The sequence below is a fragment of the Mucilaginibacter conchicola genome (genome assembly GCF_003432115.1).
Classification (GTDB): Bacteria; Bacteroidota; Bacteroidia; order Sphingobacteriales; family Sphingobacteriaceae; genus Mucilaginibacter; species Mucilaginibacter conchicola.
In genome coordinates this window covers 55936-78946 of record NZ_QWDC01000001.1, presented here as the reverse complement: position 1 = coordinate 78946, position 23011 = coordinate 55936, and the positions used below count along the sequence as shown (strand labels likewise).

At 45.3% G+C, this 23011-nt stretch carries 20 protein-coding genes; 7 read left to right on the top strand and 13 right to left on the bottom strand.

Going from position 1 to position 23011, the window contains the following annotated elements:
* Positions 1-44: 44 nt before the first annotated feature.
* Positions 45-5888, bottom strand: coding sequence for a DUF3320 domain-containing protein (locus D0C36_RS00290; protein ID WP_117389602.1), 5844 nt, complete (start codon positions 5886-5888; stop codon positions 45-47).
* Between the two features lie 209 nt (positions 5889-6097).
* Between D0C36_RS00290 and D0C36_RS00285 the strand changes: the two genes are divergently transcribed.
* Positions 6098-7069, top strand: a complete 972-nt coding sequence (locus D0C36_RS00285) for an aldo/keto reductase (RefSeq protein WP_117389601.1) — start codon at positions 6098-6100, stop codon at positions 7067-7069.
* A 22-nt stretch (positions 7070-7091) separates the two neighbouring features.
* Entirely contained in the window at positions 7092-7901 is an 810-nt protein-coding gene (locus D0C36_RS00280) for a helix-turn-helix domain-containing protein (protein WP_117389600.1), read from the top strand.
* A gap of 42 nt (positions 7902-7943) precedes the next feature.
* Here D0C36_RS00280 and D0C36_RS00275 read toward each other — a convergent pair whose 3' ends face one another.
* Positions 7944-8909, bottom strand: coding sequence for an alpha/beta fold hydrolase (locus D0C36_RS00275; RefSeq protein WP_233524376.1), 966 nt, complete (start codon positions 8907-8909; stop codon positions 7944-7946).
* A gap of 91 nt (positions 8910-9000) precedes the next feature.
* Here D0C36_RS00275 and D0C36_RS00270 point away from each other — a divergent pair, with 91 nt between their 5' ends.
* Positions 9001-9894, top strand: a complete 894-nt coding sequence (locus D0C36_RS00270) for a LysR family transcriptional regulator (RefSeq protein WP_117389599.1) — start codon at positions 9001-9003, stop codon at positions 9892-9894.
* On the opposite strand, the gene D0C36_RS00265 is transcribed toward D0C36_RS00270, so the two are convergent.
* The 9 genes from D0C36_RS00265 to D0C36_RS00225 form a co-directional block, all read right to left on the bottom strand.
* The gene (locus D0C36_RS00265; protein WP_117391308.1) at positions 9875-10321 is read right to left on the bottom strand and encodes a DoxX family protein; all 447 of its coding nucleotides are present in this window, start codon (positions 10319-10321) and stop codon (positions 9875-9877) included. The genes D0C36_RS00270 and D0C36_RS00265 overlap by 20 nt on opposite strands.
* Before the next feature lie 7 nt (positions 10322-10328).
* A complete protein-coding gene (locus tag D0C36_RS00260; RefSeq protein WP_117389598.1) occupies positions 10329-10619 on the bottom strand; it encodes a hypothetical protein in 291 nt (96 codons plus the stop codon).
* 1 nt (position 10620) lies between these two features.
* Positions 10621-11211: a sigma-70 family RNA polymerase sigma factor gene (locus D0C36_RS00255; protein ID WP_117389597.1), complete on the bottom strand. Its 591-nt coding sequence runs from the start codon at positions 11209-11211 to the stop codon at positions 10621-10623.
* Positions 11212-11411: 200 nt separating this feature from the next.
* Positions 11412-12716: a spondin domain-containing protein gene (locus D0C36_RS00250; RefSeq protein WP_117389596.1), complete on the bottom strand. Its 1305-nt coding sequence runs from the start codon at positions 12714-12716 to the stop codon at positions 11412-11414.
* A 62-nt stretch (positions 12717-12778) separates the two neighbouring features.
* Complete coding sequence (locus D0C36_RS00245) at positions 12779-13210, bottom strand: DUF417 family protein (RefSeq protein ID WP_117389595.1); 432 nt, start codon at positions 13208-13210, stop codon at positions 12779-12781.
* A 60-nt stretch (positions 13211-13270) separates the two neighbouring features.
* Positions 13271-15094: a DNA topoisomerase III gene (topB, locus tag D0C36_RS00240; RefSeq protein ID WP_117389594.1), complete on the bottom strand. Its 1824-nt coding sequence runs from the start codon at positions 15092-15094 to the stop codon at positions 13271-13273.
* Positions 15095-15160: 66 nt separating this feature from the next.
* Complete coding sequence (locus D0C36_RS00235) at positions 15161-15988, bottom strand: alpha/beta fold hydrolase (protein ID WP_117389593.1); 828 nt, start codon at positions 15986-15988, stop codon at positions 15161-15163.
* A 63-nt stretch (positions 15989-16051) separates the two neighbouring features.
* On the bottom strand, positions 16052-17185 hold the full coding sequence (locus tag D0C36_RS00230) for a helix-turn-helix domain-containing protein (protein ID WP_117389592.1): 1134 nt from the start codon (positions 17183-17185) through the stop codon (positions 16052-16054).
* Positions 17186-17214: 29 nt separating this feature from the next.
* Positions 17215-17610 (bottom strand): hypothetical protein, encoded by a 396-nt coding sequence (locus D0C36_RS00225; protein ID WP_117389591.1) that lies wholly within the window; start codon positions 17608-17610, stop codon positions 17215-17217.
* Between the two features lie 162 nt (positions 17611-17772).
* Between D0C36_RS00225 and D0C36_RS00220 the strand changes: the two genes are divergently transcribed.
* Positions 17773-18588 carry an SDR family oxidoreductase gene (locus D0C36_RS00220; protein WP_117389590.1) on the top strand — a complete coding sequence of 272 codons (816 nt, stop codon included), beginning with the start codon at positions 17773-17775 and terminating at the stop codon, positions 18586-18588.
* Between the two features lie 64 nt (positions 18589-18652).
* Positions 18653-19570, top strand: coding sequence for a helix-turn-helix domain-containing protein (locus tag D0C36_RS00215; RefSeq protein WP_117389589.1), 918 nt, complete (start codon positions 18653-18655; stop codon positions 19568-19570).
* Here D0C36_RS00215 and D0C36_RS00210 read toward each other — a convergent pair.
* Both D0C36_RS00210 and D0C36_RS00205 read right to left on the bottom strand, forming a co-directional pair.
* Positions 19567-20319, bottom strand: a complete 753-nt coding sequence (locus D0C36_RS00210; RefSeq protein ID WP_117389588.1) for a LytR/AlgR family response regulator transcription factor — start codon at positions 20317-20319, stop codon at positions 19567-19569. The two genes, D0C36_RS00215 and D0C36_RS00210, sit on opposite strands and share 4 nt — an antisense overlap.
* Positions 20316-21368 (bottom strand): sensor histidine kinase, encoded by a 1053-nt coding sequence (locus D0C36_RS00205; protein WP_117389587.1) that lies wholly within the window; start codon positions 21366-21368, stop codon positions 20316-20318. The genes D0C36_RS00210 and D0C36_RS00205 overlap by 4 nt, the downstream gene beginning before the upstream one ends.
* Positions 21369-21748: 380 nt before the next feature.
* On the opposite strand from D0C36_RS00205, the gene D0C36_RS00200 reads away from it, so the two are divergent.
* Entirely contained in the window at positions 21749-22132 is a 384-nt protein-coding gene (locus D0C36_RS00200) for a DUF3244 domain-containing protein (RefSeq protein ID WP_147321907.1), read from the top strand.
* A gap of 123 nt (positions 22133-22255) precedes the next feature.
* Positions 22256-23011 carry a hypothetical protein gene (locus tag D0C36_RS00195; RefSeq protein WP_147321906.1) on the top strand — a complete coding sequence of 252 codons (756 nt, stop codon included), beginning with the start codon at positions 22256-22258 and terminating at the stop codon, positions 23009-23011.

Here is a 23011-nt window from a genome sequence, read left to right as displayed (position 1 = left end):
ATAAAGCCTCAGAAAAATCATTTCCAAGGCTTTATTATCGCAGCTTATCTCGCAGAGCGGTACACGATCCTATCTCCTTCTTCTGATACCTCGCCCCTTTCAATAGCCTTACGGATACCGGCCAGCATGGCTTGTTCAACATTTGAACCTGTACGCGCATAACCAAACAGTTTTGCCCCTTCGCGTATCAGATCGGCAGTGGGCAGGCTTATCTGGTTCTTTAGTATCTCGGTGATACCGTTGGCTATCTCCTCAGGCGGCAAGTCTTCAGCAGAACGTATCTGTGCTTCATTTGTAGCTATCCTGAAAATACGGTAATCTTCAGGCTGTTGTCCGCCTTTCCAGAAAAACACATTGTAACCTGCACCTTCCTGCCTCAGGTTCATCTTCTCGTAAACCTGATTAAGGTGCGCGCCCACGCGCGATCCCATGCGACCTATACCCCATGCACCCAAAATGCGTTTACCAAGCAAATCGCGACTGATTGGTGCTTCAACCTCAAGTATATTAAATATCTGCGCCTTTATCCTTGCTACATTCTGCGGATAAAAAATGTCATCGGCAGATTGGGTTTGCTGCGGCTCCGGCTGATGAATTTCATAAGGCACGCCTTTGCTGATACTAACAGGCGATTGCGCGGGTGCTGTAGCAGTGGCAAGCGGCACCTCTATTGGCGTTAACGTTTGTACCGGTGCAGGCGGTGTTTCAACAACTATTTCTTGTTTTTTTATGCGTGCAGCGTCAATAGCTTTTATGATACCCGCGAGCACTTTCTCGGGGCGTGTCCACCATTCGGTTGCCCATACTTTATGAATTTGCCAGCCAAGCGCACGCAATACATCCGTTTGTACTATTTCGCGGTCGCGGGATGTGCGGGCTTCAAAGTAATTGTTACCATCGGTTAGCAGGCCGAGGATATAACGTTCGCTGTCCTCAGGATCAACTACCGCAAGGTCTATCTTATAATCTGAGCAACCTATCTGCGTATGCACGGTGTAGCCCTCTTTCTCTAATTGCTCAGCTATCTGCTGCTCAAATGCACCATGCGTACCAACCGATATTTTTGGCCTGTATGGCAGTGCGGTACGACCTTTCTCGGCATACGCCAGGAAAGCTTTTAAACCGGCCACACCCTCTGATGCCGTACGGTTAAGATCAATCTGATCTGAGCGCAAAGTTGAGAACACCATCATCTCGTAACGAGCCCTTGATACGGCCACATTAAGCCTTCGCCAGCCACCCTCGCGGTTAATAGGGCCAAAATTAAGGGTTGATTTACCGTTGCCATCCGGACCATAACATATCGAGAACAGGATCACATCGCGTTCATCACCCTGTACATTCTCCAGGTTTTTGATGAATAAGGGTTCAGCAGCTTCAAGCGCCAGCTTTTCCAGATCGGGTCTCAGCTTAAATACATCGTTCAGCAGGTCATCAACTAATAATTGCTGCACCGAACTGAAAGTAACTATACCCATGCTAAAGCGCGCCAGTTTAGGATCTGACAGGCGGCGCACCACTTCGTTAACAATAGCTTTTGCTTCGGCGAGATTGGTGCGGGTTTTACCTTTATCATAAAAACCTTCAACCGCAACATGTTTAACCTTGCTGGTAATATCATCTGTTGACGGGAAAGTGAGCAGCTTGTTATCGTAATATTTAGCATTACTAAAGGCTATCAAACTCTCGTGCTTACTGCGGTAATGCCATAGTAGGTGTTTTGATGGCATTGATAGCGCCAGGCAATCATCAAGAATACTTTCCAGATCTTCCTTATCAATATTATCTTCATCAATATTGTTGGTGCTGAAGAAACTGGTAGGCGGCATTTGTTTAGGATCGCCTACAACAATAACGTTAGTACCACGAGCTATGGCACCTACGGCCTCGCAGGTTGGCATTTGTGATGCCTCGTCAAATATCACGAGGTCGAATTTAGGGCTATCGGCATCAAAATACTGCGCAACAGATATAGGGCTCATAAGCATGCAAGGTGCCAACCGCGGTAGCAGGTTAGGAACTGAATCAAATATCTTGCGGATAGACATCGCCCTGCCGTTATTGCGGATAGCACGCTGCAGCATCCCTATCTCAGAGCTTTGCGAAGCTTCCTGCACAAACGACGGGATGTTAGCGGCAAGGCGTGCGTACAATTCCTGTCGGGTTAAGGTCTCAAAGGCAGTGCTTATCTCTTTGAATTTACGGATCTTATCTTCAAACAGCTCACCGTTAAATGTAGCTAACTGCGGGTTCTTTGTTAAAATATACCCTGCGGCAGATTGATAAAATCCCTTCAAAAAATGCTGAACCACCTTACCTGTAGGCACAAGGTTTTGTTCGTAAGCAGATATTAAAGTAGCCAAACCGTTAAGCATTGCTTTGCGTTTGGCAGTTAGCCAGTTATACCAATCGGGCAGTTGAATAAGATTGTTCTGCCAGCCGGCGATAACATTACTTACCGCTTCTTTCCAGTTACTACCGGCGGTGCTTAGCTGTGCAAAATCTACAGTTAGCACATCGGCCAGCGCGGCCATGGTATTGCGGGTTTGCTCCTCTGTTTCGAGGTATTGTTGTAAAACCTGCTCATGTTCGTGAGTATAGGCCTTGCTGCCTTCACTAAACTCAGCTGCTAAAGCACGGCGCCAAGCAGCAGCGTTGCTTGTGCCAATTAGCGCCGATGCTGCACGGCTTATAGTGATCAGCTTTTCGCAGGCTAAAATGAGCTGCTGCCAGTCGGGTTCGCCGTTCTTCCACAGAAAACCTAATAATTGCGGCAGATGATTTGCCTTATCAATAATGGCCTGCTCTTCCTGGTAATTAATAATGTCAGATAATACAGGCACTATGCTGTCTTTATCAACCTGTCCGCTTACCGATATTGCCCTTAATGATTTCGCTATACTGCGATGGCCCAGCCAGCGCGGCAGAAACCATTTCCCTTCATCTATCTGCCATTTGCTTAACGTGGTCTCTGCGGAGAAAGAGAGTATTTCTTTACGATAGCCTTGCAGCAACCCATCTCTTAAAGCATTACGTTTAATGCCATGTTCGGCAAGGCCTGTTAAACCTGCAAGGGTTTGTTCAAAGCTATCAGCCTGTAATAAACTGGCAGGCACATCGGGCAGCTGGATAAGCGCTTGTGTTAATTGGGCCAGTGCCTGCTCCTGTTCAATAGTTTTCACCCCCTGACTTAGTTTAAGCAGATCGGCTGTGATATCAGACTGATCGCGCAATTGCGAAAGCAGGGCCTGTAGGCGCAGGATAAGCTCGGCACCCTGCTGCTGCATCACCGGCGAATAGCTTTCAATATTTATGGCGGCCAAAGCGTGGCCGTTGGGTTTGCTTATTTGTTTGCCTGCTGCCTCAACATCTTCTGCAATATCGCGCCAGTTGGTAACTTGCTGCGTGGTGAGGCTTTCAAAGGCATCCAGAGGGAAAGATACCTTGCTATCTTCCTTGATGTTGCCGTAAGCCGTTATCAGCTCAAACAAGGAATAACCAAAGGGATAACGCTGGTGTAAGAGGCTTACATAACCATTAAGTTCGTTACGCAGGTTAAACAGGCGTTCGGCATCTTCGGTATACCGGCCGGGCGGGGCATGGCGGGCAACTTCGGTAGCTGCTTTTAACTGCTCTAATACTGTTGTCTTTTTGGCTTTGTTTGAATGCAGCTCTAAACAGAAAGAACCTATACCGATAGACTCTAAACGGTTCTCCACCACATCAAGCGCCGCTTTTTTTGCTGCTACAAACAGCACGCGTTTACCTGCGTAAAGCGCATTGGCTATAATATTGGTAATGGTTTGCGACTTACCTGTACCCGGCGGGCCGTGCAACACAAAGCTACGGCCCTCGCCCGAGCTAAGGATGGCTTCCAGTTGGGATGAATCGGTGCTGATAGGCAGCGCCACTTTTGCAGGGTGCAGCTTTTCATCATTAATGGCATCGGGTGCAATGCTATCTGTGGCATCCCATTCCAGTTTACCTGATATAAGGCTGGCAACTACTTTATTTTTAGCGAGTTTATCGGCGTTGTTATGAATATCGTTCCAGAGAATAAACTTACTAAACGAGAAGTTTCCGGCAAGTACCTGTTCCTCAACATCCCAGCGCGGGCGCGACATGATGGCCTGCCTAACTATATTGAATATCAGCTTTACATCCACCCCGCTTTCATCGCGCGGCAATGTATCCAAACCACCTATGGTAAGGCCAAAATCCTGGCGAAGCATCTCCAGCAAGGTAATGTTCATCATGGTTTCTTCCTCGCGGCTGCGGATCACAAAACCTCGCTGTGCCGATTTTCGAACAATCTCTACCGGCAGCAGCAATATAGGCGCATAACGCGGGCGCTGGCTGGCATCCGTTTCATACCATTTTAATAAGCCGAGGGCAATATAAAGTGTGTTAGCACCATTCTCCTCAATAGATACGCGCGATGAACGGTACAGGCTGGTAAGGCTATCGTTCAAGTCATTATCAGGCAGGTATGCCCTCAGTCGTTTTTGCGAAAGTTCATGCTCTATCAGGTTAGCAACAGGATCGCTTTGGTGAAGTGTTTGATATAAGCCACTATCGCGCACGGCATTATCCCAGTCAGATGGTTTGCCTAATATTTGAAACTCTTTCCCATCCGCCAGGGCATCTTCCAGTTTACCGGCGTTCACCGTCATAAACTGGATCACGCTTTTGGTGATACGGATGTTGAGCAGGCTGTTCCTAAGCGTAAGATCAAGTAGTTTACGTTCCCACAACCGTTGTTTGGAAATGTCGATATGACTAACCTCTACCAGTTTCTGCCCTTTAATAACATCCTCAGGTGATATGGCTTCTCTGGTACTCAGTTCAGGTTCGGCAATTTCCCAGCCGTGTGCGGTGGCAATGCGCAACGGCAAAGGCCTCACTGCACCAAAACGGGCACGTTTAACATCTATAAAAAGAATAAACTCGTCGGTGTTTCGCATCTTTTGCTCGCCCGAGCGCACAGCATCATCAAAGCTGCTTTGCTGACCGGCATTCATACACGTTGCCTCAAGTACCACAATATCGTTTATCCCTTCGGCCATGCGTTTGGTGATCAGCGAGGGGTCGTCATTAACGGCATCAGCAAACGAATCATCGGTAAGCCAGGCACCGGTAAAGGCATGCCCTTTAGTAATGATAAGCAAAGGCCTGATGCCCACCGCCTCAAGACAGGCGGCATACAGCAAACTCATATCGAGACAGTTGGCCAGCTTTTGGCTAAATATGGTATCGGCCAGGCGAACACGCTGACCAGTTTCTTCAAAACTTGCAGGTACAGAACAATATATAAGCTGCAGCTGAGCTATGGCTTCATATATGGCGGCCATTTGTTTACGCACCCTATCCGGCTCTTTGCTTTGGTACTCATCAAAAGATGGGTTGCCTGTCCACTTACCTAAAATGCCGGCCGCGGTGCGTATCACACCGGCAATTTGCGGATGGTTTGGCGTAGAGAAGGCAGCAAGCATCTCGGGCATCAAGCCTACCCCATTCCACTGGTCAAACGCTAACAGATTCACCGGGTAGTTGCCGGTATACAGCACATCATCGCCCCTGTTAATGGTAACAGTATAGTTCGCCGTCAGCTTTTCGGTAAGGTCACCCAAAAACTTTGTGGACGGATTAATGGAAGGTCGCAGGGTAACCGATGCGCCCGTTTGTATAAGGCCTATTTGTTCTGTCCAACTGGCAGCAAACTCAGGCTCAGGTTTTACGCTGATGGTTAATCCGGCAATGTCGGTTTCAAAAGGATTACTGATAACCAGTTCGCGAATAGCCGGCACATAATTTTGCTGAAGCGCAAAATTGATAACAGGGTTGTAAGTAAATTCAACGGAAGAAGGTGATAGCTTTAGGTTCTCCATAACAGCCACAAGATAATAATCTTATATTAATTAGATATTTATCTAACGGTTGAATTAAAAGGTCTATTATCCCCAAATTCCCTTCAGTGCTTTAGGCTTTATAAAGATGGAGAATACTGCGAGCCTCACAAGCAAGCATTTTGAGCAGTACACGACATTTGATCATTTACATTGGCTGCATCTTTGTATATCAAAACAAAACAAAGAAAATGACAGCAATTAAAAAGATACAATTAGGAAATAACGGGCCGCTGGTTTCAAAACTTGGTTTAGGCTGTATGCGCATGTCTTCTGTTTGGGGAAGCAAAGCTGGTGACGAGACCGAAAGCATTGCCACCATACAGGCGGCTTTAGACAGCGGCATCAATTTCTTAAATACCGGCGATTTTTACGGCGCAGGCCATAACGAGTTATTGGTAGGCAAAGCCATTAAAGGCCGCAGAGACGACGCCTTCATCAGCGTAAAATTTGGCGGTATGGTTCATAACGGGCAATTTATCGGGATGGATTTTCGCCCGGTGGCGATTAAGAATTTCATCAACTATTCATTGGTACGCTTGGGTACAGAGTTTATTGATCTTTACCAGCCCTGCCGCATGGATGGCAGCGTACCGGTTGCGGATATCATTGGCACCGTGGCGGATCTGGTGAAAGAAGGCAAAGTGCGCCACATTGGTGTATCTGAAATTACGCCTGCACAATTACGTGAGGCTAATAATGTTCACCCTATATCAGCATTAGAAATAGGTTATTCGTTAGCCGACCGCCAGATAGAAGCCGAACTGTTGCCAGTAGCCAAAGAATTAAGCATAGCTGTAGTAGCCTTTGCCAACACTGCCGAGGGTTTATTGACCGGCACCATGACAGCGCCCCTTGCTGCTGATGCTTATCAGAACCATTTCCCGCGTTTCCAGGGAGTTAACCTCATCAAAAACCTGGAGAAAGTTGAACTGCTGAAACAAATGGCAAACGATAAAGGCGTTACCCCTACCCAACTGGCTATTGCCTGGGTAAACCAACAGGGAGAGCACATTATGCCGCTGGTGAGCATGAGCCGCAGAAGCCGCCTGCCGGAGAATACCGCCGCAATGGAAATTGTATTCTCTGCCGAAGAAATGAATTTATTGAACACACACTTTGCGCCTGGTGCTATTGTTGGCGGTACTTATCTGCAACGCTAAGTCAATTTTATATATTTAGCGCATGGTTAACCCTACCGAGATAATTCCGGGCATTGTATTCTACTCTTACCTTTCTGCCAAGCGCAAGGATAAGGTAGGATTCCTGAAACATAACACACTGGTAATGCAGGTTTCCGGGCTATTTAGCCTGGAAACTGCTCACCAGCAGGTTACCATGCAAAAAGGCCAGATGCTGCTGATAGGCAAAAACCAGCTGGCACAGATCAACAAAACGCCTCTGGATGATGAACCTTACCAAACCATCATTATTACCCTGCAGGAAGAGATATTGAGAAAAATAGCCCTTGAAGAGCAGATAGATATAAAAGAAAAGCATAACGGCGAGCGAAACATCCTCATCACACCAAACGAATACCTGAAAGGATTTTTCCAATCAATCGTCCCATACGTGCATAGTCCGGCAGATACCATAACGCAGGAAATGGGTGTACTTAAAGTGCGCGAGGCGGTTAAACTCTTGTTGCACGCTATGCCACAGCTAAAGAATTTGCTGTTTGATTTTTCGGCACCGCATAAGATAGATCTGGAAACTTTTATGGCCAGCCATTTCCACTTTAACCTGCCCATTGAAAAGTTTGCCCAACTAACGGGCCGAAGCCTTGCCGGTTTTAAACGCGATTTCAGCAAAACCTTTGGCATGGCACCACACCAATGGCTGCAGCAACGCCGCCTGGCCGAAGCCAAACATTTGATAGAACACAAACAACAAAAGCCATCAGCCATTTACCTTGATCTGGGCTTTGAAACGCTTTCGCACTTTTCTCACGCTTATAAAAAACAATATGGTAACGCGCCTACCAGGGCGATATAAAAAGGCTTCGGGATAGTACCGAAGCCTTTTTAATTTAAACTATTACTTAGGCAACGTTGCCATAAACGCCATAATTTCAGCGGCTATTTCCTCGCAATGTGTTTCTAAAGCAAAGTGGCCGGTATCATACAAAACCACTTTAGCGTCAGGTATATCCTTTTTGTACGCCTGTGCACCAGCCGGTAAAAAGTAAGGATCTTTATCTCCCCAAACCGCCAGTAGCTTTGGCTTGTACTGCCTGAAGTATTCATGAAATTTAGGATATAGCGATACATTAGTTCGGTAATCGCGCAAAATATCCAGTTGGATCTCCGCAGCGCCAGGGCGGTCAAGAAAGTGTTGGTCTAAAGTATAAGTCTCAGGTGCTATCAGGGTTTTATCGGCTACACCGTGCTCGTATTGCCAGCGGGTTATCTTCATGGTCACTACCTCGTGCAGGGCTTCCCTATTCTCTTTAGTCGGGTTTTCCCAATACTTGCGAATGGGGTTCCAGCCATCGCTAAGGCCTTCATCATAAGCATTGCCATTTTGCGAGATAATACCGGTTATCTTCTCAGGGTTAGCCAGTGCCAGCCTGAAGCCTGTAGGTGCGCCGTAATCAAACACATAAATAGCAAAGCGTTTAAGCGATAACTGGTCAATAAAGTCCTGCATGGTTTTGGTGAAATTCTCAAACGTATAGCTGAATTTATCGGCAGCGGGCATATCGGTATAGCCAAACCCTGGCAGATCGGGCGCTATTACATGGTATTTTTCGCTAAGCAAAGGAATAAGGTTCCTGTACATAAATGATGATGTTGGATAACCGTGCAGCAGCAATATTACCGGAGCATCTTTTGGGCCTGCTTCGCGGTAAAAAACGTTTATACCATTGGCTTTGATGTAATTGAAATGAACCTGGTTATTTTTCATGTTTGTTGTATTTGGTGTTTTTGTTTTTTGGGCGTTTGCTGCTCCTGCAAAAGTCATCAGCAACACACTCAGGTAGCTTACTATTTTTTTGTTCATTGTTTTTCTGTTTTGATGATTCAAAAGTATTCCCTATAATTGATTATTAAAAACGATTAATTTTGATTTTAATAATCATAAAAAATGATTTATGAATATCAACGACCTTAAAATATTTGAAGCAGTTGCCACGCATAGTAGCTTTACCAAAGCCGCAGAGGCAATGTTTACGGTACAATCAAACGTAACCGCGCGTATCAGAAGCCTTGAAGAAGAGTTTGGCGCACCGCTGTTTGCACGCAGCCCGCGCAAGGTTTCACTTACCCCCGCAGGCGACATATTATCGCATTACGCAAAACAGATAGCCCATCTGGTTGAGGAAGCCAAAACGGAGATAAACAGTGCCGATTCATTGGCCGGGCATTTAAAGATAGGTTGTATTGAAACTACCATGGTGCTCAAAGTGCCCGATATACTTAACAGCTTTGCCGAACTGCACCCTCGTGTCGAGCTGGAATTTAAATCGGCCATGCGAGCAGAACTCATTAAAGATGTGCTGGACCATAACCTTGATGCAGCGTTTGTACCCGGGCCGGTGAGCATCGCGGGCTTACGGTCTGAGCCTATATCTGAAGAGCAACTTACTATCCTGGCCCCTGCCAAAACAGAAACGCTTGCCAAACTGCTTACCGGTAACCCGCTGGTTAAAATAGTGGTATTTGACCAGGGATGTGTATTTAGAGCCAGACTGGAATCATGGTTGAGTGCGCAGGGTGTAATGCAGTACAAGCCTATTGTGGTTAACTCGATAGAGGCTGTTATCAACTTTGTTGAGGCCGGTTTGGGTATCAGCATGTTGCCTGCCGATATCATAAAAAGCTACTATCTGGCTAAAAACATTAAAACTTTCCCCGTTGGTAAAGAACTGGGTACTATGAGCACTGTGTTGATATCGCGTAGCAGCGCAGCGCCAGCAAGGGCACTTAATGCATTTATTGATTTGATACAAAGCCGAAGCGAGACCGTTAACGCCACTTTAGCTTAAACTGATGATCGGCAGAGAACTTGCCCCCACCTGTGATGATGAGAGACAGCAAAACAGCTATGTACAACAAATTGATCTCGTATCCCGGCGGGCCAAACAAAGGGCCGCTTGGCGTTAAACCTATAGTTTTTATAGAGCTGAAACCGTAATTAATATTAACAGTGAACATTGCGGTTAGCATGGTTACTATTAATGGCACGGCAATAAGGCGTGTAAACAAACCTGCCAGCAATGCCGCGCCACCCAATATTTCGGTGTACGGCGCAATGATCGACATGAGGTGATGCATGGGTATGCCTGTCTGGATCAATAATTTTTCGAAACCCGCTGTGCCACGGGCTACTTTTGCCCAACCATGTACAATAAAGCCAATGCCGGTTATTATTCTTAAAAGTAATGGCGACCATGCGCCAAACTTGTTTTCCATTGCGGTATTATTTTTTATCAAGCTCATCTTCTATTTGCTTTTTGAGCTTTTGTTTGTAGCTGTCATCCAGCTTTATACCATCGGTTGATGTACCTTTAAATAAAGTCCTCATCATGCTGTTTATCAGCACGCTTTGTTCTTCATACACGCGGCATATATAGCAGCCGGCCAGGTGGATCTTCAACTCCAGTTTCTCGCGGTTGGTGAGTTCAACTTCCTGCTTTTTCTCTATCAACAGCGTGGCCTGCCTGCAGTTGTAGGCTATTTTTTCTATCTCAGTATTCAGTCGCTTCTTCATCTTATATCCAGTTTTTTTGCAGGCACGAACGAAGGTTCACTTTAGCCCTGTGAATAATAACCCAAAAGTTACCTGCACTTATGCGCAGCTCCTTACAAATTTCATCGGTCTGCTCATCGTCAATATGCTTCATTTTAAAAACCGAGTTCCAAAGCGGCGGCAGTTTGGTAAGGCACCTTTGCAGCGTACTCATAAATTCTTTGTTATGCAAAGGATCATGCTGCTCAACACCAAAGGGAGCCGGCCAGTGTTCTTTTTTCCAGTGATTAAGATCAGCGTCAAAAAACTCGTTCTCATCATCCCCAAAAGCATCGGCCTTTTTTACCGTTAACCCTCTCGATTGCTTGCGATAAACATCGATGATCTTGTATTTGATGATGGCCGTGAGCCAGGTGCGCTCGGTACTATCGCCTCTGAAGGATGATGTTTTCTCAAGCGCCGACAAAAACGTATCCTGCACAAGGTCACGTGCAGTCTCTTCATCGTTAAGCCTACTGAGTGCGTAAGTGTACAAGTAATCAGCGTACAGCTCTACCCATTTTTGGGGCTCAAGCGTATGTATAGTAGTATGTTCTATGATCTCCGCATCCATGTGTATATAATTGCTCTTTATCTCAAGAGGAGCTTTTTATGGCACTTAGTCGTAACCGAAAACAAAAGCTTACAAAATAAATGATATTTTTTTGAGCATATACGTATCTGGCTATAAGCGAGGTTTTTATTTATTTTATCAGGGTAAAAATTCTCTGATGAGCGGCACAAAGCCGCCCACCAGAGAATTGACACACACAACTATTTAAGCGTTACTTTAATAATGCCCGCAATATCAGGCAGGGTTGTAAATGCATTTGGATTAGGTACCGCAGCAATAGCTTTGCTTTCTTTAAGCGGCGTACCGGCCAGGTTAAATTGCGTTATACCTGCACCCGGGAACTGGTTGATGGCCGTACCATCATCAAATAATTTTGTGCTGTTTGATATATCGCCTTTTTGGGTAGCATCAACACCGTTATCAGCCGAGGCAAAGAACCAATCATTCGAAAAACCATACATAGTTGCTATGGCTATGCGGTCGCCTTTGCTTACGTTAAGTTGTTGCGATACCATGCCACCTTTTTGGTTTCCAATAACCGGCAGCAGTACTTTGCTGTCAGGAGCGGGCAGTACGTAAACAGCTTTCACACCTTTTTGGGTTTTCAGATATGCAGCTAATGTATCGGCATTACCTTGTTGTGCCAAAGCTTTTAGCCCGCGCCCCATGTCCAATTCACCTGTTTTGTAGATAGGATTATCTATCCCGTTATAAACCACAACCAGCACAGGTGAGAGCGGCGTGAAGATACCGGTGATGCCTTTTGCATAAGCGCTTAGCATTGAGTTATCACCTGCTTCTGCAATATTGGTTAAACCGTTGGCGGTTGGTTTACCAGCCTCATAAAGCGGATTTGGCGCAAGCAGATTACCACCGGCAATGTACGATACCGACCATACACCCGGACTAAGCGGAGTTTCATTAGCCGTACCGCCCGATGTGTTCTGCAGCGTAAGCGTAAATACCGAGTTACCTTGGTACTTAAGCGTTGCTTTAACCAGTTTAGATGCTTCAAGGTAAGTGTTACCCTGCGCATCAACACCTTTTACCTCGGTGATGTTCTTACTATCAGCAGTACCCGGATGACTGACGGCAGCGCCCGGTTTCTGGTTGATGCGCGTACCGTTATCCCATAGCTTTACCTGGGCAGAAACGTCGCCATCAATAGGGTTGCCGCTTTTATCGTAAACCTGTATGCCAGGGTTCTCAGGAGCGAAGAACAGGTCATTAGACCAGCCGTACATGGTAGCGAAAGACAGGGCCTCGCCTTTTGCAGCAGAGAATGTAATAGTGGTTGATTGCCCCGGCAAAATCAGCGCAGGTGAGCCCACGCCCTGGAAAGTACCAGATTCTACAAGCGGCTGTGATTTAAGCACATTCTCAACCGTGATGGTAGTTTGCTGAGACGGCGCATTATCATAGTTATTATCCTTTTTGCAGGCGGTAAGTGTAAACGGCAGCAGCGTAACTGCTGATATTGCTCTTAAAATTCTGAATGTATTCATTTGCGTGAAATTTTAACAGTCTGTCGGGTTTTGAGGGATGCCCTTACAAACTTTTTGAGAATTTATTTTGCAGCGGATGTTTGATGCTTGTCTATCACCTGCAATGCCACGGCAAGAAAGGCCATGTCCTTCACCACAAAAAAGTCGGTAACAGGTACGCCATCCATTAAATGCCATACACCTGGCGTGGTGAACAAAAAGCTAAGTGTTATAAGAAAGATACCGGCACTTATATAACCGGCAATAAGGCCGATTTTAGTATTCCAAAAGGAAATGATGAGTAAGATGGCCGTGGCAATTTCAACGGTGCCGATAATGTTTGATACACCTTGTACTGATGCTACATGGTACAGCCAGCTCATTAAAAAACTATGCGAAACATAGCCTTTGATACCTGCGGCCTCACTCGGCGTAAATTTTACGATGCCTATCCAGAATAAAACGATGATGGTGGCAATAACCCCAAGGTTATAACTTGCTTTTTTTAAATTCATGACTTGTGTTTTCGCGCTAAGTCGCGAAAAACAGGCAAGCCTTACAAATATTTTAAATCATCAACTTGTTTTAAGGGGAATGCCTGCTTTCAATAACTCGCCGGTGATCTCTCTGGTGTAGGCGTTTATCTCCTCGCGGAAGGCCGTAACGGATGCCCCGCCCCTTATCTCTTCTAGGCGTTTTTCCCATGAACCAGTAAGCTCTGCCTGGGCTATGCGTTGGCTCTTTACCACTTCGTAAACCGAAAGGCCGGTTGTGGTAGGCACCAGATTTTTCTTTTCCCTGCTGATGTATGCGCGTTTGATCAACGTTTCGATGATAGCCGCACGGGTAGCTGGTGTGCCCAGGCCGCTTTCTTTCATAGCCTCGCGCAGTTCTTCATCGTCAATATCTTTACCAGCGGTTTCCAAAGCCTTTAACAGACTCGCCTCGTTGTAGAGCGGCTTGGGTTTGGTTTGCTTTTCTAAAACGGCTTTTTGGCGGATGGGTAAACGCTCATCTTTTACCACTTTTGGCAGGGATACATTCTCCTCGTCCTTTTTATCCTCATCGGCATCGTTGAATACCGCACGCCATCCGGGGGTACTGATCACCGTACCACTGGCGTTAAACTTCTCGCCGCTTTGTACCACAATGCGGGTAATTTCTTTTATACAATCCTGATGGAAGGCTTCCAGCATGCGGCCGGCAACCATGTCATAAATAGCCTGCTGATCGGGCGTTAAATAGTTGGGCTTTTCACCTGTAGGTAATATCGCATGGTGATCGGTAACCTTTTTGGCGTTTACGCTTTTCTTACTCAGTTTGGCACCTTTCAGCAATTGCGCCTGTTTACCAAAATCTTTATGGTCTTCAAATTTTGATATCAGATCGGGCACGGTTGCAAATACATCGTCGCCAATGTAGCGGCTGCCGGTACGCGGATAGGTTACCAATTTGCTTTCGTAAAGGTTTTGCAGCAGCGCAAGGGTTTGGTCGGCAGTAAAACCTTTCTTTTTGTTACCTTCCTGTTGCAGGCTGCTCAGATCGTGCAGCAGCGGCGGTGGTTCTTTGCGTGGTTTTGCCTCTACCCTGAGTATCAAACCACCATCTGGGAAACCCGATGCCACATCCTCGACCTTACTTAAAACAACCTCTGCCTCTTCTTTGGTCTTGAAACGGCGGTCGCATATAGCGCGGAAGGTGATGCCGTCTTTATCGGGCTGTATAGCTACCTGGTAATAGATCTCGGGTACGAAGTTTTTGTTCTCCAGATACCGTGCGCATATCATGGCCAAAGTAGGCGTTTGCACTCTGCCCAACGATAATACGGCCCTGTTGCCTGATGCCAGGCTCAAGGCCTGCGTGGCATTCATCCCCACCAGCCAGTCCGACTGCGAACGGCAATGTGCCGAATAGAACAACGTATCGTAATCCGTCCCCGGCTTAAGGTTGCGGAAACCATCTTTAATGGCAGCATCCGTTTGCGACGAGATCCAAAGCCTTTTAAATGGCTTTTTACATTTAAGATGATAATAGATGTACCGGAAGATGAGTTCACCCTCGCGCCCGGCATCCGTTGCCACGATGATCTCGGTTGCTTCGTCAAACAGCGTTCGGATCACATCCAGTTGTTTGCGCGCGGCGGGATCATCCACCACGCCATCTTTAGTTTTTGTCTTGCGGACAGACAGCTTAAACTTTGATGGCAGCATGGGAAGGTTCTGCACATTCCAGCCATAAAAGCCATACTCCTGCGGCGGAGCCAGCTGCAGCAAATGCCCAAAGGCCCAGGTAAATGTATAGCCCTTCCCCTCAATATACCCCTCGCGTTTGGTGGTTGCGCCAAACACCTTAGCTATATCACGCGCCACAGATGGCTTTTCGGCAATGATCACTTTCATAGTACAGCCCGAAACTACCTAAACGCTAAGGATGGCACAATGGCTGTTGAAAAGTAACAGCCGCCGTTAGGGCAGTTTCGCCAACAGCTCTTTTAAATTATTCAGCACCAGTTCAGATTCTTCCTGCATAATGTAATGGCCGGATCTGGTGGTACTGAGGTGTTTAAAATCGCTGAGGCCTTTACCTAACAACTCGTGGCTGTCAAACCATTTCTTCCTGTCGGCAGCGTTATGGTCTGCATCGGTTTTCATACTGGTGAGCACAACCACCGGAACATTAGGTAAAGCAGGCAGCGCGGCCACGTAGTTGGCATCATCAATCAAATACTTGGCTTCCTGGCTGCCGCCGAAATTCGCGCCGTATTGACCGGCGAACAGGTTATAGATCATCTCCTGTTCTTCTGCCGTAGGCCGGTTATAGGTTTCGTTGGAAGGATCGACGAATAACAGGGCTGCCGTTTTAGATAGATTTTTAACCGCATAATCGCGGATGATCATGCCGCCTAAGGAGTGACCTACGAGGACAACTTTCCTGTCGCCGGCAAACTCACCGATCACTTTCTCCAGTTCTTCGCACAGTTTGGCAATATTTCGCGGCGCAGGGCCGCTGGTTGATTTACCATAGCCTGCCCTATCGTAATTTAATACATCACTTTGGGCGGCGATCGTGGCTGTCAGGTTCTTCTCCGGCCAGGCGGTATGGTCATCTCCAAGGCCCGATTCAAATACAACAAGATATTTGGTGTTCTTAGCGGCAACCCAGGCACTCAGTTTATGCGTAGGCAGGCTAACAATTTTCTGCGTAAAGACGGCTTTCTGTGCATCGCTTTTCTTGCAGGCGGTATTTAGTAACAGAATAGCCGGAATAATAAAGAGGTGTTTTAAGTACGTCATGTTGTTTTACAGTTTTCGTCAAAAAACCATAGAAACTGAAGCTTAATCGTCCTGATCTATCAATCAGGACTCCTTTTTATTTGCGTGAGAGGCTTTGTAAGCCGATGGTGTAAGCCCCGTAACTTTTTTGAACGTACTGTTGAATACACTTTTAGAATTAAAACCCACTTCAAACCCAATGCCCAGCAAACTCAGGTGTGCCATTTTTGGATCGGGTATTAGTCGTTTAGCTTCTTCTACCCTGTAACGGTTTATCAGTTGGTAAAAGTTTTCATTAAAGCCTGCGTTGATAACATAAGAAAGGATATGCGCGGAGACTTTCAGCATCTCCGCAAGTTTTATCAGGTTGAGGTCGGCATCTATGTAAGGTTTTTCGTTATCAAGCAGCTCGAGTAACTCCGCTTTCAAGGTTGCCAGTTTATCATCCGTTAAGAGATCTTTACGGTTGGTAGCCGTCGGTTCGTCAATAATAGTATTAATCTCTTTCTTCTCTTCGGCCGAGTACGGGAATACCTCTTTCTGTTTTAACCAGTAATTAGCAATGTAAAATGTACCCGAGAGATAAACCAGGCTGGTAGCTATATCAACTGCAGGGTAATGCTCTGATAACTGAAAAACGATATCCGCCGTCCAAAACAACGACATGATCAGCACACCAATGCTGATGTGTTTCAACCAGTTCAGATCAATGGTTTCTAAAACGGAGCGGTGCTGAAGCAATCCGCGCTGATACTTTATTATCTTCCACGCAGCCAGCAAGCAATAAACCGTGACCTGGATACTAAACAGGCTGTTAAAGATATTCTCTGCGGCTCCTGTAGGGGACTCATCGGGATAGTCACCCGCATCTAACCTGAACGAGATAAGTGTTATAATGAGAACAAAAGCCGCAAAAACAAAATGGAGGTAATGATTGAACCGGAAAGTGATAACCGGCTTAACATAAAATGAAACACTGAGATAAAACAGCGGGGCCAACACAAAGTTGCTGATAGCGAGGAGTTCAAAAGCCTTGTCATTTTCATTAAGCAAGCCGTTGGTCAATAGCACATTCTGCAGGCATACCAGAAAAAAGCAGAACATAAAAGCGGCAAACCACTTGTTGGCCTTCACATTTACCCGCGGGGCATTAATGAGTACAACAACGGCCAGCAACAATACCGAACCGCAAAGTATGGAGTCTAAAAGGTGGCTCATCAGCACACTAAAGTAAATAAAACATTGTTTTATTTTTCGCGCACAAACAATACTTCGTCAACAAAGCGCTTGTCTTTGGTATCCATCCCGCGGCAGCGGTATAACAGTGTGCTTCCTTTTCTGATGATCTCGCAATACGGTGCCCGCAGATCGGTCTTATCTTCGGGCATCACCAGTTTATCATGTTCTATAAAAGCTTTGTAGGCATCAATGGTGTTATTGTCCTGGCTCCATTTGCCATGCCAGTCGTTGATGGTGGCGTAGTTATCCGCAGCATCAAAAGAAATAGACAGGTGACGTTGTAGTTTCTTGTTAGCCCAGTTACCTTCAAACAGTTTTTTTGATGCTTTTATTTCAGCTTTAGTTTGGGCTGATGCCGGTGTGGCGAAGAAGCAAACAAGCAGGATAAAGCAAAGGTTCTTCATTGTACGTATTCAATGTAAAGGTTTAGCTATTAACTCCGCCCCGCCTCTTTTTGTTCTGAATTTATCCTTATCCGTAAAAAGCATACAAGTTGCCATAATAAATATTAACGCCTGCCTGGCGGCACTCCCCATCTTTGGTTCATCAAATAAAATCTACAAAAAATGAACCAGACAATTTTAATTACAGGTGCAAGCAGCGGTATAGGAAAAGCCACTGCCATATTATTTCAATCAAAAGGATGGAATGTGATAGCTACCATGCGCAACCCGCAAAACGAGACCGAACTAAGCGCATTAGAAAATGTTTTAGTGACCAAACTGGATGTGCTCGATCTTGAATCGATACAACAGGCGGTTGAGGCGGGCATTCAAAAATTTGGTAAGATAGATGCTTTGTTGAACAATGCAGGTTACGGTGCCTTTGGCCCGGTTGAAACATTTAGCAGGGATAGCATCATTCGCCAGTTTAACACTAATGTGATAGGTTTGCTGGATGTTACGCGCGCGGTATTGCCACATTTCCGCGCTAACAAAAGCGGCATTATCGTTAACATATCATCTGTTGGTGGTAAGGTAACCTTCCCGTTGGGTGCGCTATATCACGGAACCAAATTTGCGGTTGAGGGTATCTCTGAAGCCATGAACTTTGAGGTGGAGCAATTTGGCGGCAAGATGAAAATTGTTGAGCCCGGCGCTATCCACACAGATTTCACTACCCGTTCTCTTGACATAAGCACCGATGAGAACATGCCCGAATACGCCCATATTTTCCAAAAGTTACAGGAAGGTATGCCCGCCTTTTTTGAACATGCCTCTCCGGCAAGCTTGGTGGCCGATGTGATATATGAAGCCGTTACGGATGGTACTGATCAGCTACGTTACACTGCCGGCGAAGATGCCCGCGAAACCGTGAACAACCGCAAACAACTTGATGATAAAAGATTCACCGAGGCTATAAAAAGCCAGTTTGGATTGTAATTTTATACCGGCGTACAGAAACACCATATCCGGTGTTTCTGTATGCTTTTAAAGCAAACGCACAATGAGCGACTTTTTGCAGCTACAAGGCATCCCCGATCTGTTTAAAATGTTTGGGCTGGAGAGCACTATCAAACACCCGCTAATAGCCATTATTGATTTTGGCAAGGTAAAGGAACATATCCCTGATGGCACAAAGATCTCGGGCGACCTATATTACATTCTTTGTAAAGATTACCACCGCCAAAACATCAAGTACGGCCGCAAGATGATCGATTTTCAGAATGGCAGCCTGGTTTGCATTGCGCCTAACCAGGTTATTGAGATGGAGAACGAGGAACGGCCTACGGGTGTTACCGCCATGAACGGCTGGGGCATTTTCTTCCACCCCGATCTGATAAGGGGCACATCGCTGGGTAATAAACTGCATGAGTACAGCTTTTTCTCGTACGAAGTATCAGAATCTCTCCATCTCTCAGAAAAAGAGAAACAGGTGCTGACCGATTGTGTATTGAAGATAGATAGCGAATTGCAGGAAAACATCGATACCTACAGCCAGTCTATTATTGTATCATCTTTAGAGTTGCTGTTGAATTATTGCACAAGGTTTTATGGCAGGCAGTTTATCACCCGCAAAACATCCAACAAAACGGTGGTAAGCCAAATTGAGCAGATCCTGAACAGCTATTTTCAAAACGATGACCTTAGCCGCCATGGCCTGCCTACCGTTAAATACCTTGCCGACCAGGTAAACCTCTCTCCTGCCTACCTGGGCGACCTTTTAAAAAAAGAAACCGGCAGAAATGCACAAGATCATATTCATCTACATTTGATAGAAGCAGCTAAGAATATATTGTTAGGCAGCGATAAATCGGTTGGCGAAATAGCTTACCTGCTCGGCTTTGAATACCCACAATACTTCAGCAAGTTGTTTAAGCAAAAAACCGGCAAAACGCCTGTCGAGTTCAGGAGCATGAATTAAGCCCAGCTGCTTAGAAATTCGGCGAAAGCATCTTTGTACTGGTCGGTGATATGTACAGTGATATCGGCCACCTGTAACGAGTTTTTGGTTACGGCCTTCACTTTATCCAACGCTATTATGTACGAGCGGTGCAACCTGCGAAATTTTGTAATGGGTAATTTCTCTTCCAGATTTTTTAGGCTGGTAAGGGTAAGGATAGGCTTAGTTTCATTATCCAAAAATACTTTTACATAATCCTTTAGCCCTTCTATGTATAAAATATGCCCTGTATCTACCTTCACCAACTGGTACTCTACTTTAAGGTATATGTAGTCTTTATCGGGCGTTACAGAAACCTGGCGAGTTACAGGGACTTGCTTTGCTTCTTCAAACATCGAGAAATATTCAAAGGCTTTTGCCGCAGCACGGGAGAAATCGGCAAAGCTAAAGGGCTTCATCAGGTAATCTAACGCACCAACCTTATAACCTTCAAGGGCATATTGGTCATAAGCCGTTGTAAAAATAATGCGTCGGTCGCGGCGGCTGGTTCCCTGGTCTATTATTTTGGCAAGTTCCATCCCGCTCAGGTCGGCCATCCGAATATCAAGGAAAAGCAGCTGAACATCAGGATGATCCTGAATGGATCGAAGAGCAGTTATAGCACTTGAGCATTTATCAACCAATTGTAAAAACGGCGTTTGCTCAATGTAAGATACCACCAGGTTTAGAGCCATTGGTTCATCATCTACCGCAATACATTTTATGATCATTGCAATTGGAGTTTAAGTTTCACAACAAATTCGCGTGCGGTATCATCTTTTTCTACCTGCAGCAAATGTTTACCGGGATACAAAAGATCGAGCCTGCGCTGGGTATTCTTTAACCCTATACCGTTGCTTTCCTCTTTATTATCAGGCTGCTGCTCAAACAGCGAATTACGGATCTCGAACAGTAACTCGTTACCGGCCTGCTTCAGTTCTATATAAATATAGCTTGGATGCACCGAACTTACACCATGTTTAAATGCATTTTCAATATAAGGCAAAAACAACATCGGTGATAGCTCTGCATTGGCCTGCGTTAAGGGCTTTTCAAATATCACTTGCACCGCATCGGGTAGTCTTAAACGCATCAGTTTAATGTAATCATCAATAAAGGCTATCTCCTTGGCAAGCGTAGTATGGTCATGCTTGGTATCATATAATACATAACGCATCATGTGCGATAGTGTGTAAACCGATTCCTGGGCAGTATCTGTGTTCTTGCTCCCAATAAGGGCATAAATGGTATTGAGCACATTGAAAAAGAAGTGCGGGTTGATCTGCGTTTTAAGAAACGATAATTCTGATACTATTTTCTCCTGCTGCAGTACTTGCTCTTTCAACCTATCCGCCTGGAAACGCTGTACCACTGCAGATATAGTACCCATGCCCAATAATAGCAGGGTTACTACCACTGCGATAAAATTACCAAGGTGCGGCGTACTATGCTGTTTGGTGCCAAAGGTTTTATCCATGGCCTCCTGCATGTGCAGCAATTTATCCAACTGGTTATCTACCCAAACCACCCCTATCATAATTAGTATTACTATAATAATTGACAAAAGGATTTGCCCTTTAAATATCACTTTAGGTGCCAGCACATATCCGCTAAAAAAGAACACACCGCTCCAGATAGCAAAATCAAAAGTTTGCTTAACCCAAAACTGTACAGGGAATTTTACCGGATAGATGAGCGGCATGCAAACAAATGCCAGCAAAAAAACCATCACCCAAAATTGGGCCGATACAAAAAACTTTGCGTAGGGGCGCGTTATCATTGGCGGGCAGCAGGTTACAATTGGTTAACTACGAATATATAAAAAAATGCGCCCCTATCTCACCCGAGGCGCATTAATCAACTAAGGGGCCTCAATCTCATATTTAAAGGCTTTCCTTAGGTTCAAAAGAGCGGTTTTAACTGCTTTTGAGCAACAATATTCGATGAGACAATCGGAATAATAGACGAGACTTGGTATTCTGTCGATGGCAGGCTTTCGCGGGATTTAAATCATAGCCAAAAACATAGCTGTAGAGTAGAAACAAGCTGTGGTCTACTTAAATACACAGGCGGTCTATCGCGTTTTTTTGCTCCAAAAATGTGCTGTTACTTTGTTTCAACAAATCGAAAGAAATATTTAAAAAATTAAAAAATAGCATCATGAAAAAGTCAATCATTTTAACAGCATTAGTTTCAGTTTTAAGCATCGGTAGTTTATTTGCAAACACAACAGTAAAAACTGCAAACGACAAAGAGATCAGCAAAGCTATCGAAGTAAAAGGCCTTACCAACAAAATGGTACTAACTGTATCAGTACTTGGCGATATGGACGCAACCCCTCTTGTAAAAATTAACGACAGCGAAGGCAACAACCTTTACAAAAAGGCTATCTCAAACAAAGCCGGCGAAACACAAGGTTTCAACATCTCTGCTCTTGCCTTAGGCGACTACACCTTAACTGTAACCAGCGGTACACAAACCATTGAAAAACAAGTGCGTGTACTTGATCTTGATGGTAAAAAATCATATTTCATTTTTGAATAACCCCGCTCCACCATATATATGAAAAAGACCGGCTAATGCCGGTCTTTTTTGTTTGTTAGAACACTTGTGAAGGTTTTAGGTTATATACAAAATATCAACCACCAACAAAAATCTTATCACCCAATGAAAAAGCTGGCAAAAGGCCTGGTTCTCAGTTTCATCATAGGCGGGTTGTTCGCTTGCAATTCAAAAACCGCAAAGCAGCGCCCAAACCCGGATACACCTGTTACCGGTGTTGACACATTCTCTAACCAAAACCTTCCCAAACAAGATACACTCAAAGCCAAACCCGAACCCACACAACATGCTACGATGCAGTTTGTGGACTATAACGACGATAGCGATTACTACCAGTTTATTGCGCAACAAGGCGATAACGTATATTACTTTATTAATAGCGACGATACCGACCGTAGCCTTAACCGCGGTGACCTTATTGATATTACGTGGAAGCATGGCATGATAACCATTGCGGGCGATGATGAGAAACCTGAGCCTGCAGAAATGCTGGTATCGGTAAAAAAGACCAGCGACGGGCCGGTATCTAAATTTAGGAAGGAGTACAATAAGCAGCTAAAATATACATGGTCGGCAGATGAGCAGTATTCAAAAGATTACCTGGATAAGATCTACAAACTGGCAGAATATTACCTGGCCAACACCAAAAACGAATTACTGAAGAATGCTATAAACAAACGCAGTGATATTACTTATTCAATAGAACAGGCAGAAAGAGAAAACCGGAACTACACGCTTTTAGGCATTGCCCCTGTGGGCGAAAACGGCGCTAACGTGGCTGAATGGCTTTATATTGATACCGAAACCCATCGCTTGTACCTATTTGACCAGGCCGAAGATACGCTGAGAATGTTCAAATAA

Excerpts from the sequence above, each read along its gene's own strand:
- D0C36_RS00290 (WP_117389602.1), bottom strand. The coding sequence starts at position 5,888 with ATGGAGAACCTAAAGCTATCACCTTCTTCCGTTGAATTTACTTACAAC.
- D0C36_RS00285 (WP_117389601.1), top strand. The coding sequence starts at position 6,098 with ATGACAGCAATTAAAAAGATACAATTAGGAAATAACGGGCCGCTGGTT.
- D0C36_RS00280 (WP_117389600.1), top strand. The coding sequence starts at position 7,092 with ATGGTTAACCCTACCGAGATAATTCCGGGCATTGTATTCTACTCTTAC.
- D0C36_RS00275 (WP_233524376.1), bottom strand. The coding sequence starts at position 8,909 with ATGAACAAAAAAATAGTAAGCTACCTGAGTGTGTTGCTGATGACTTTT.
- D0C36_RS00270 (WP_117389599.1), top strand. The coding sequence starts at position 9,001 with ATGAATATCAACGACCTTAAAATATTTGAAGCAGTTGCCACGCATAGT.
- D0C36_RS00265 (WP_117391308.1), bottom strand. The coding sequence starts at position 10,321 with ATGGAAAACAAGTTTGGCGCATGGTCGCCATTACTTTTAAGAATAATA.
- D0C36_RS00260 (WP_117389598.1), bottom strand. The coding sequence starts at position 10,619 with ATGAAGAAGCGACTGAATACTGAGATAGAAAAAATAGCCTACAACTGC.
- D0C36_RS00255 (WP_117389597.1), bottom strand. The coding sequence starts at position 11,211 with ATGGATGCGGAGATCATAGAACATACTACTATACATACGCTTGAGCCC.
- D0C36_RS00250 (WP_117389596.1), bottom strand. The coding sequence starts at position 12,716 with ATGAATACATTCAGAATTTTAAGAGCAATATCAGCAGTTACGCTGCTG.
- D0C36_RS00245 (WP_117389595.1), bottom strand. The coding sequence starts at position 13,210 with ATGAATTTAAAAAAAGCAAGTTATAACCTTGGGGTTATTGCCACCATC.
- topB (WP_117389594.1), bottom strand. The coding sequence starts at position 15,094 with ATGAAAGTGATCATTGCCGAAAAGCCATCTGTGGCGCGTGATATAGCT.
- D0C36_RS00235 (WP_117389593.1), bottom strand. The coding sequence starts at position 15,988 with ATGACGTACTTAAAACACCTCTTTATTATTCCGGCTATTCTGTTACTA.
- D0C36_RS00230 (WP_117389592.1), bottom strand. The coding sequence starts at position 17,185 with ATGAGCCACCTTTTAGACTCCATACTTTGCGGTTCGGTATTGTTGCTG.
- D0C36_RS00225 (WP_117389591.1), bottom strand. The coding sequence starts at position 17,610 with ATGAAGAACCTTTGCTTTATCCTGCTTGTTTGCTTCTTCGCCACACCG.
- D0C36_RS00220 (WP_117389590.1), top strand. The coding sequence starts at position 17,773 with ATGAACCAGACAATTTTAATTACAGGTGCAAGCAGCGGTATAGGAAAA.
- D0C36_RS00215 (WP_117389589.1), top strand. The coding sequence starts at position 18,653 with ATGAGCGACTTTTTGCAGCTACAAGGCATCCCCGATCTGTTTAAAATG.
- D0C36_RS00210 (WP_117389588.1), bottom strand. The coding sequence starts at position 20,319 with ATGATCATAAAATGTATTGCGGTAGATGATGAACCAATGGCTCTAAAC.
- D0C36_RS00205 (WP_117389587.1), bottom strand. The coding sequence starts at position 21,368 with ATGATAACGCGCCCCTACGCAAAGTTTTTTGTATCGGCCCAATTTTGG.
- D0C36_RS00200 (WP_147321907.1), top strand. The coding sequence starts at position 21,749 with ATGAAAAAGTCAATCATTTTAACAGCATTAGTTTCAGTTTTAAGCATC.
- D0C36_RS00195 (WP_147321906.1), top strand. The coding sequence starts at position 22,256 with ATGAAAAAGCTGGCAAAAGGCCTGGTTCTCAGTTTCATCATAGGCGGG.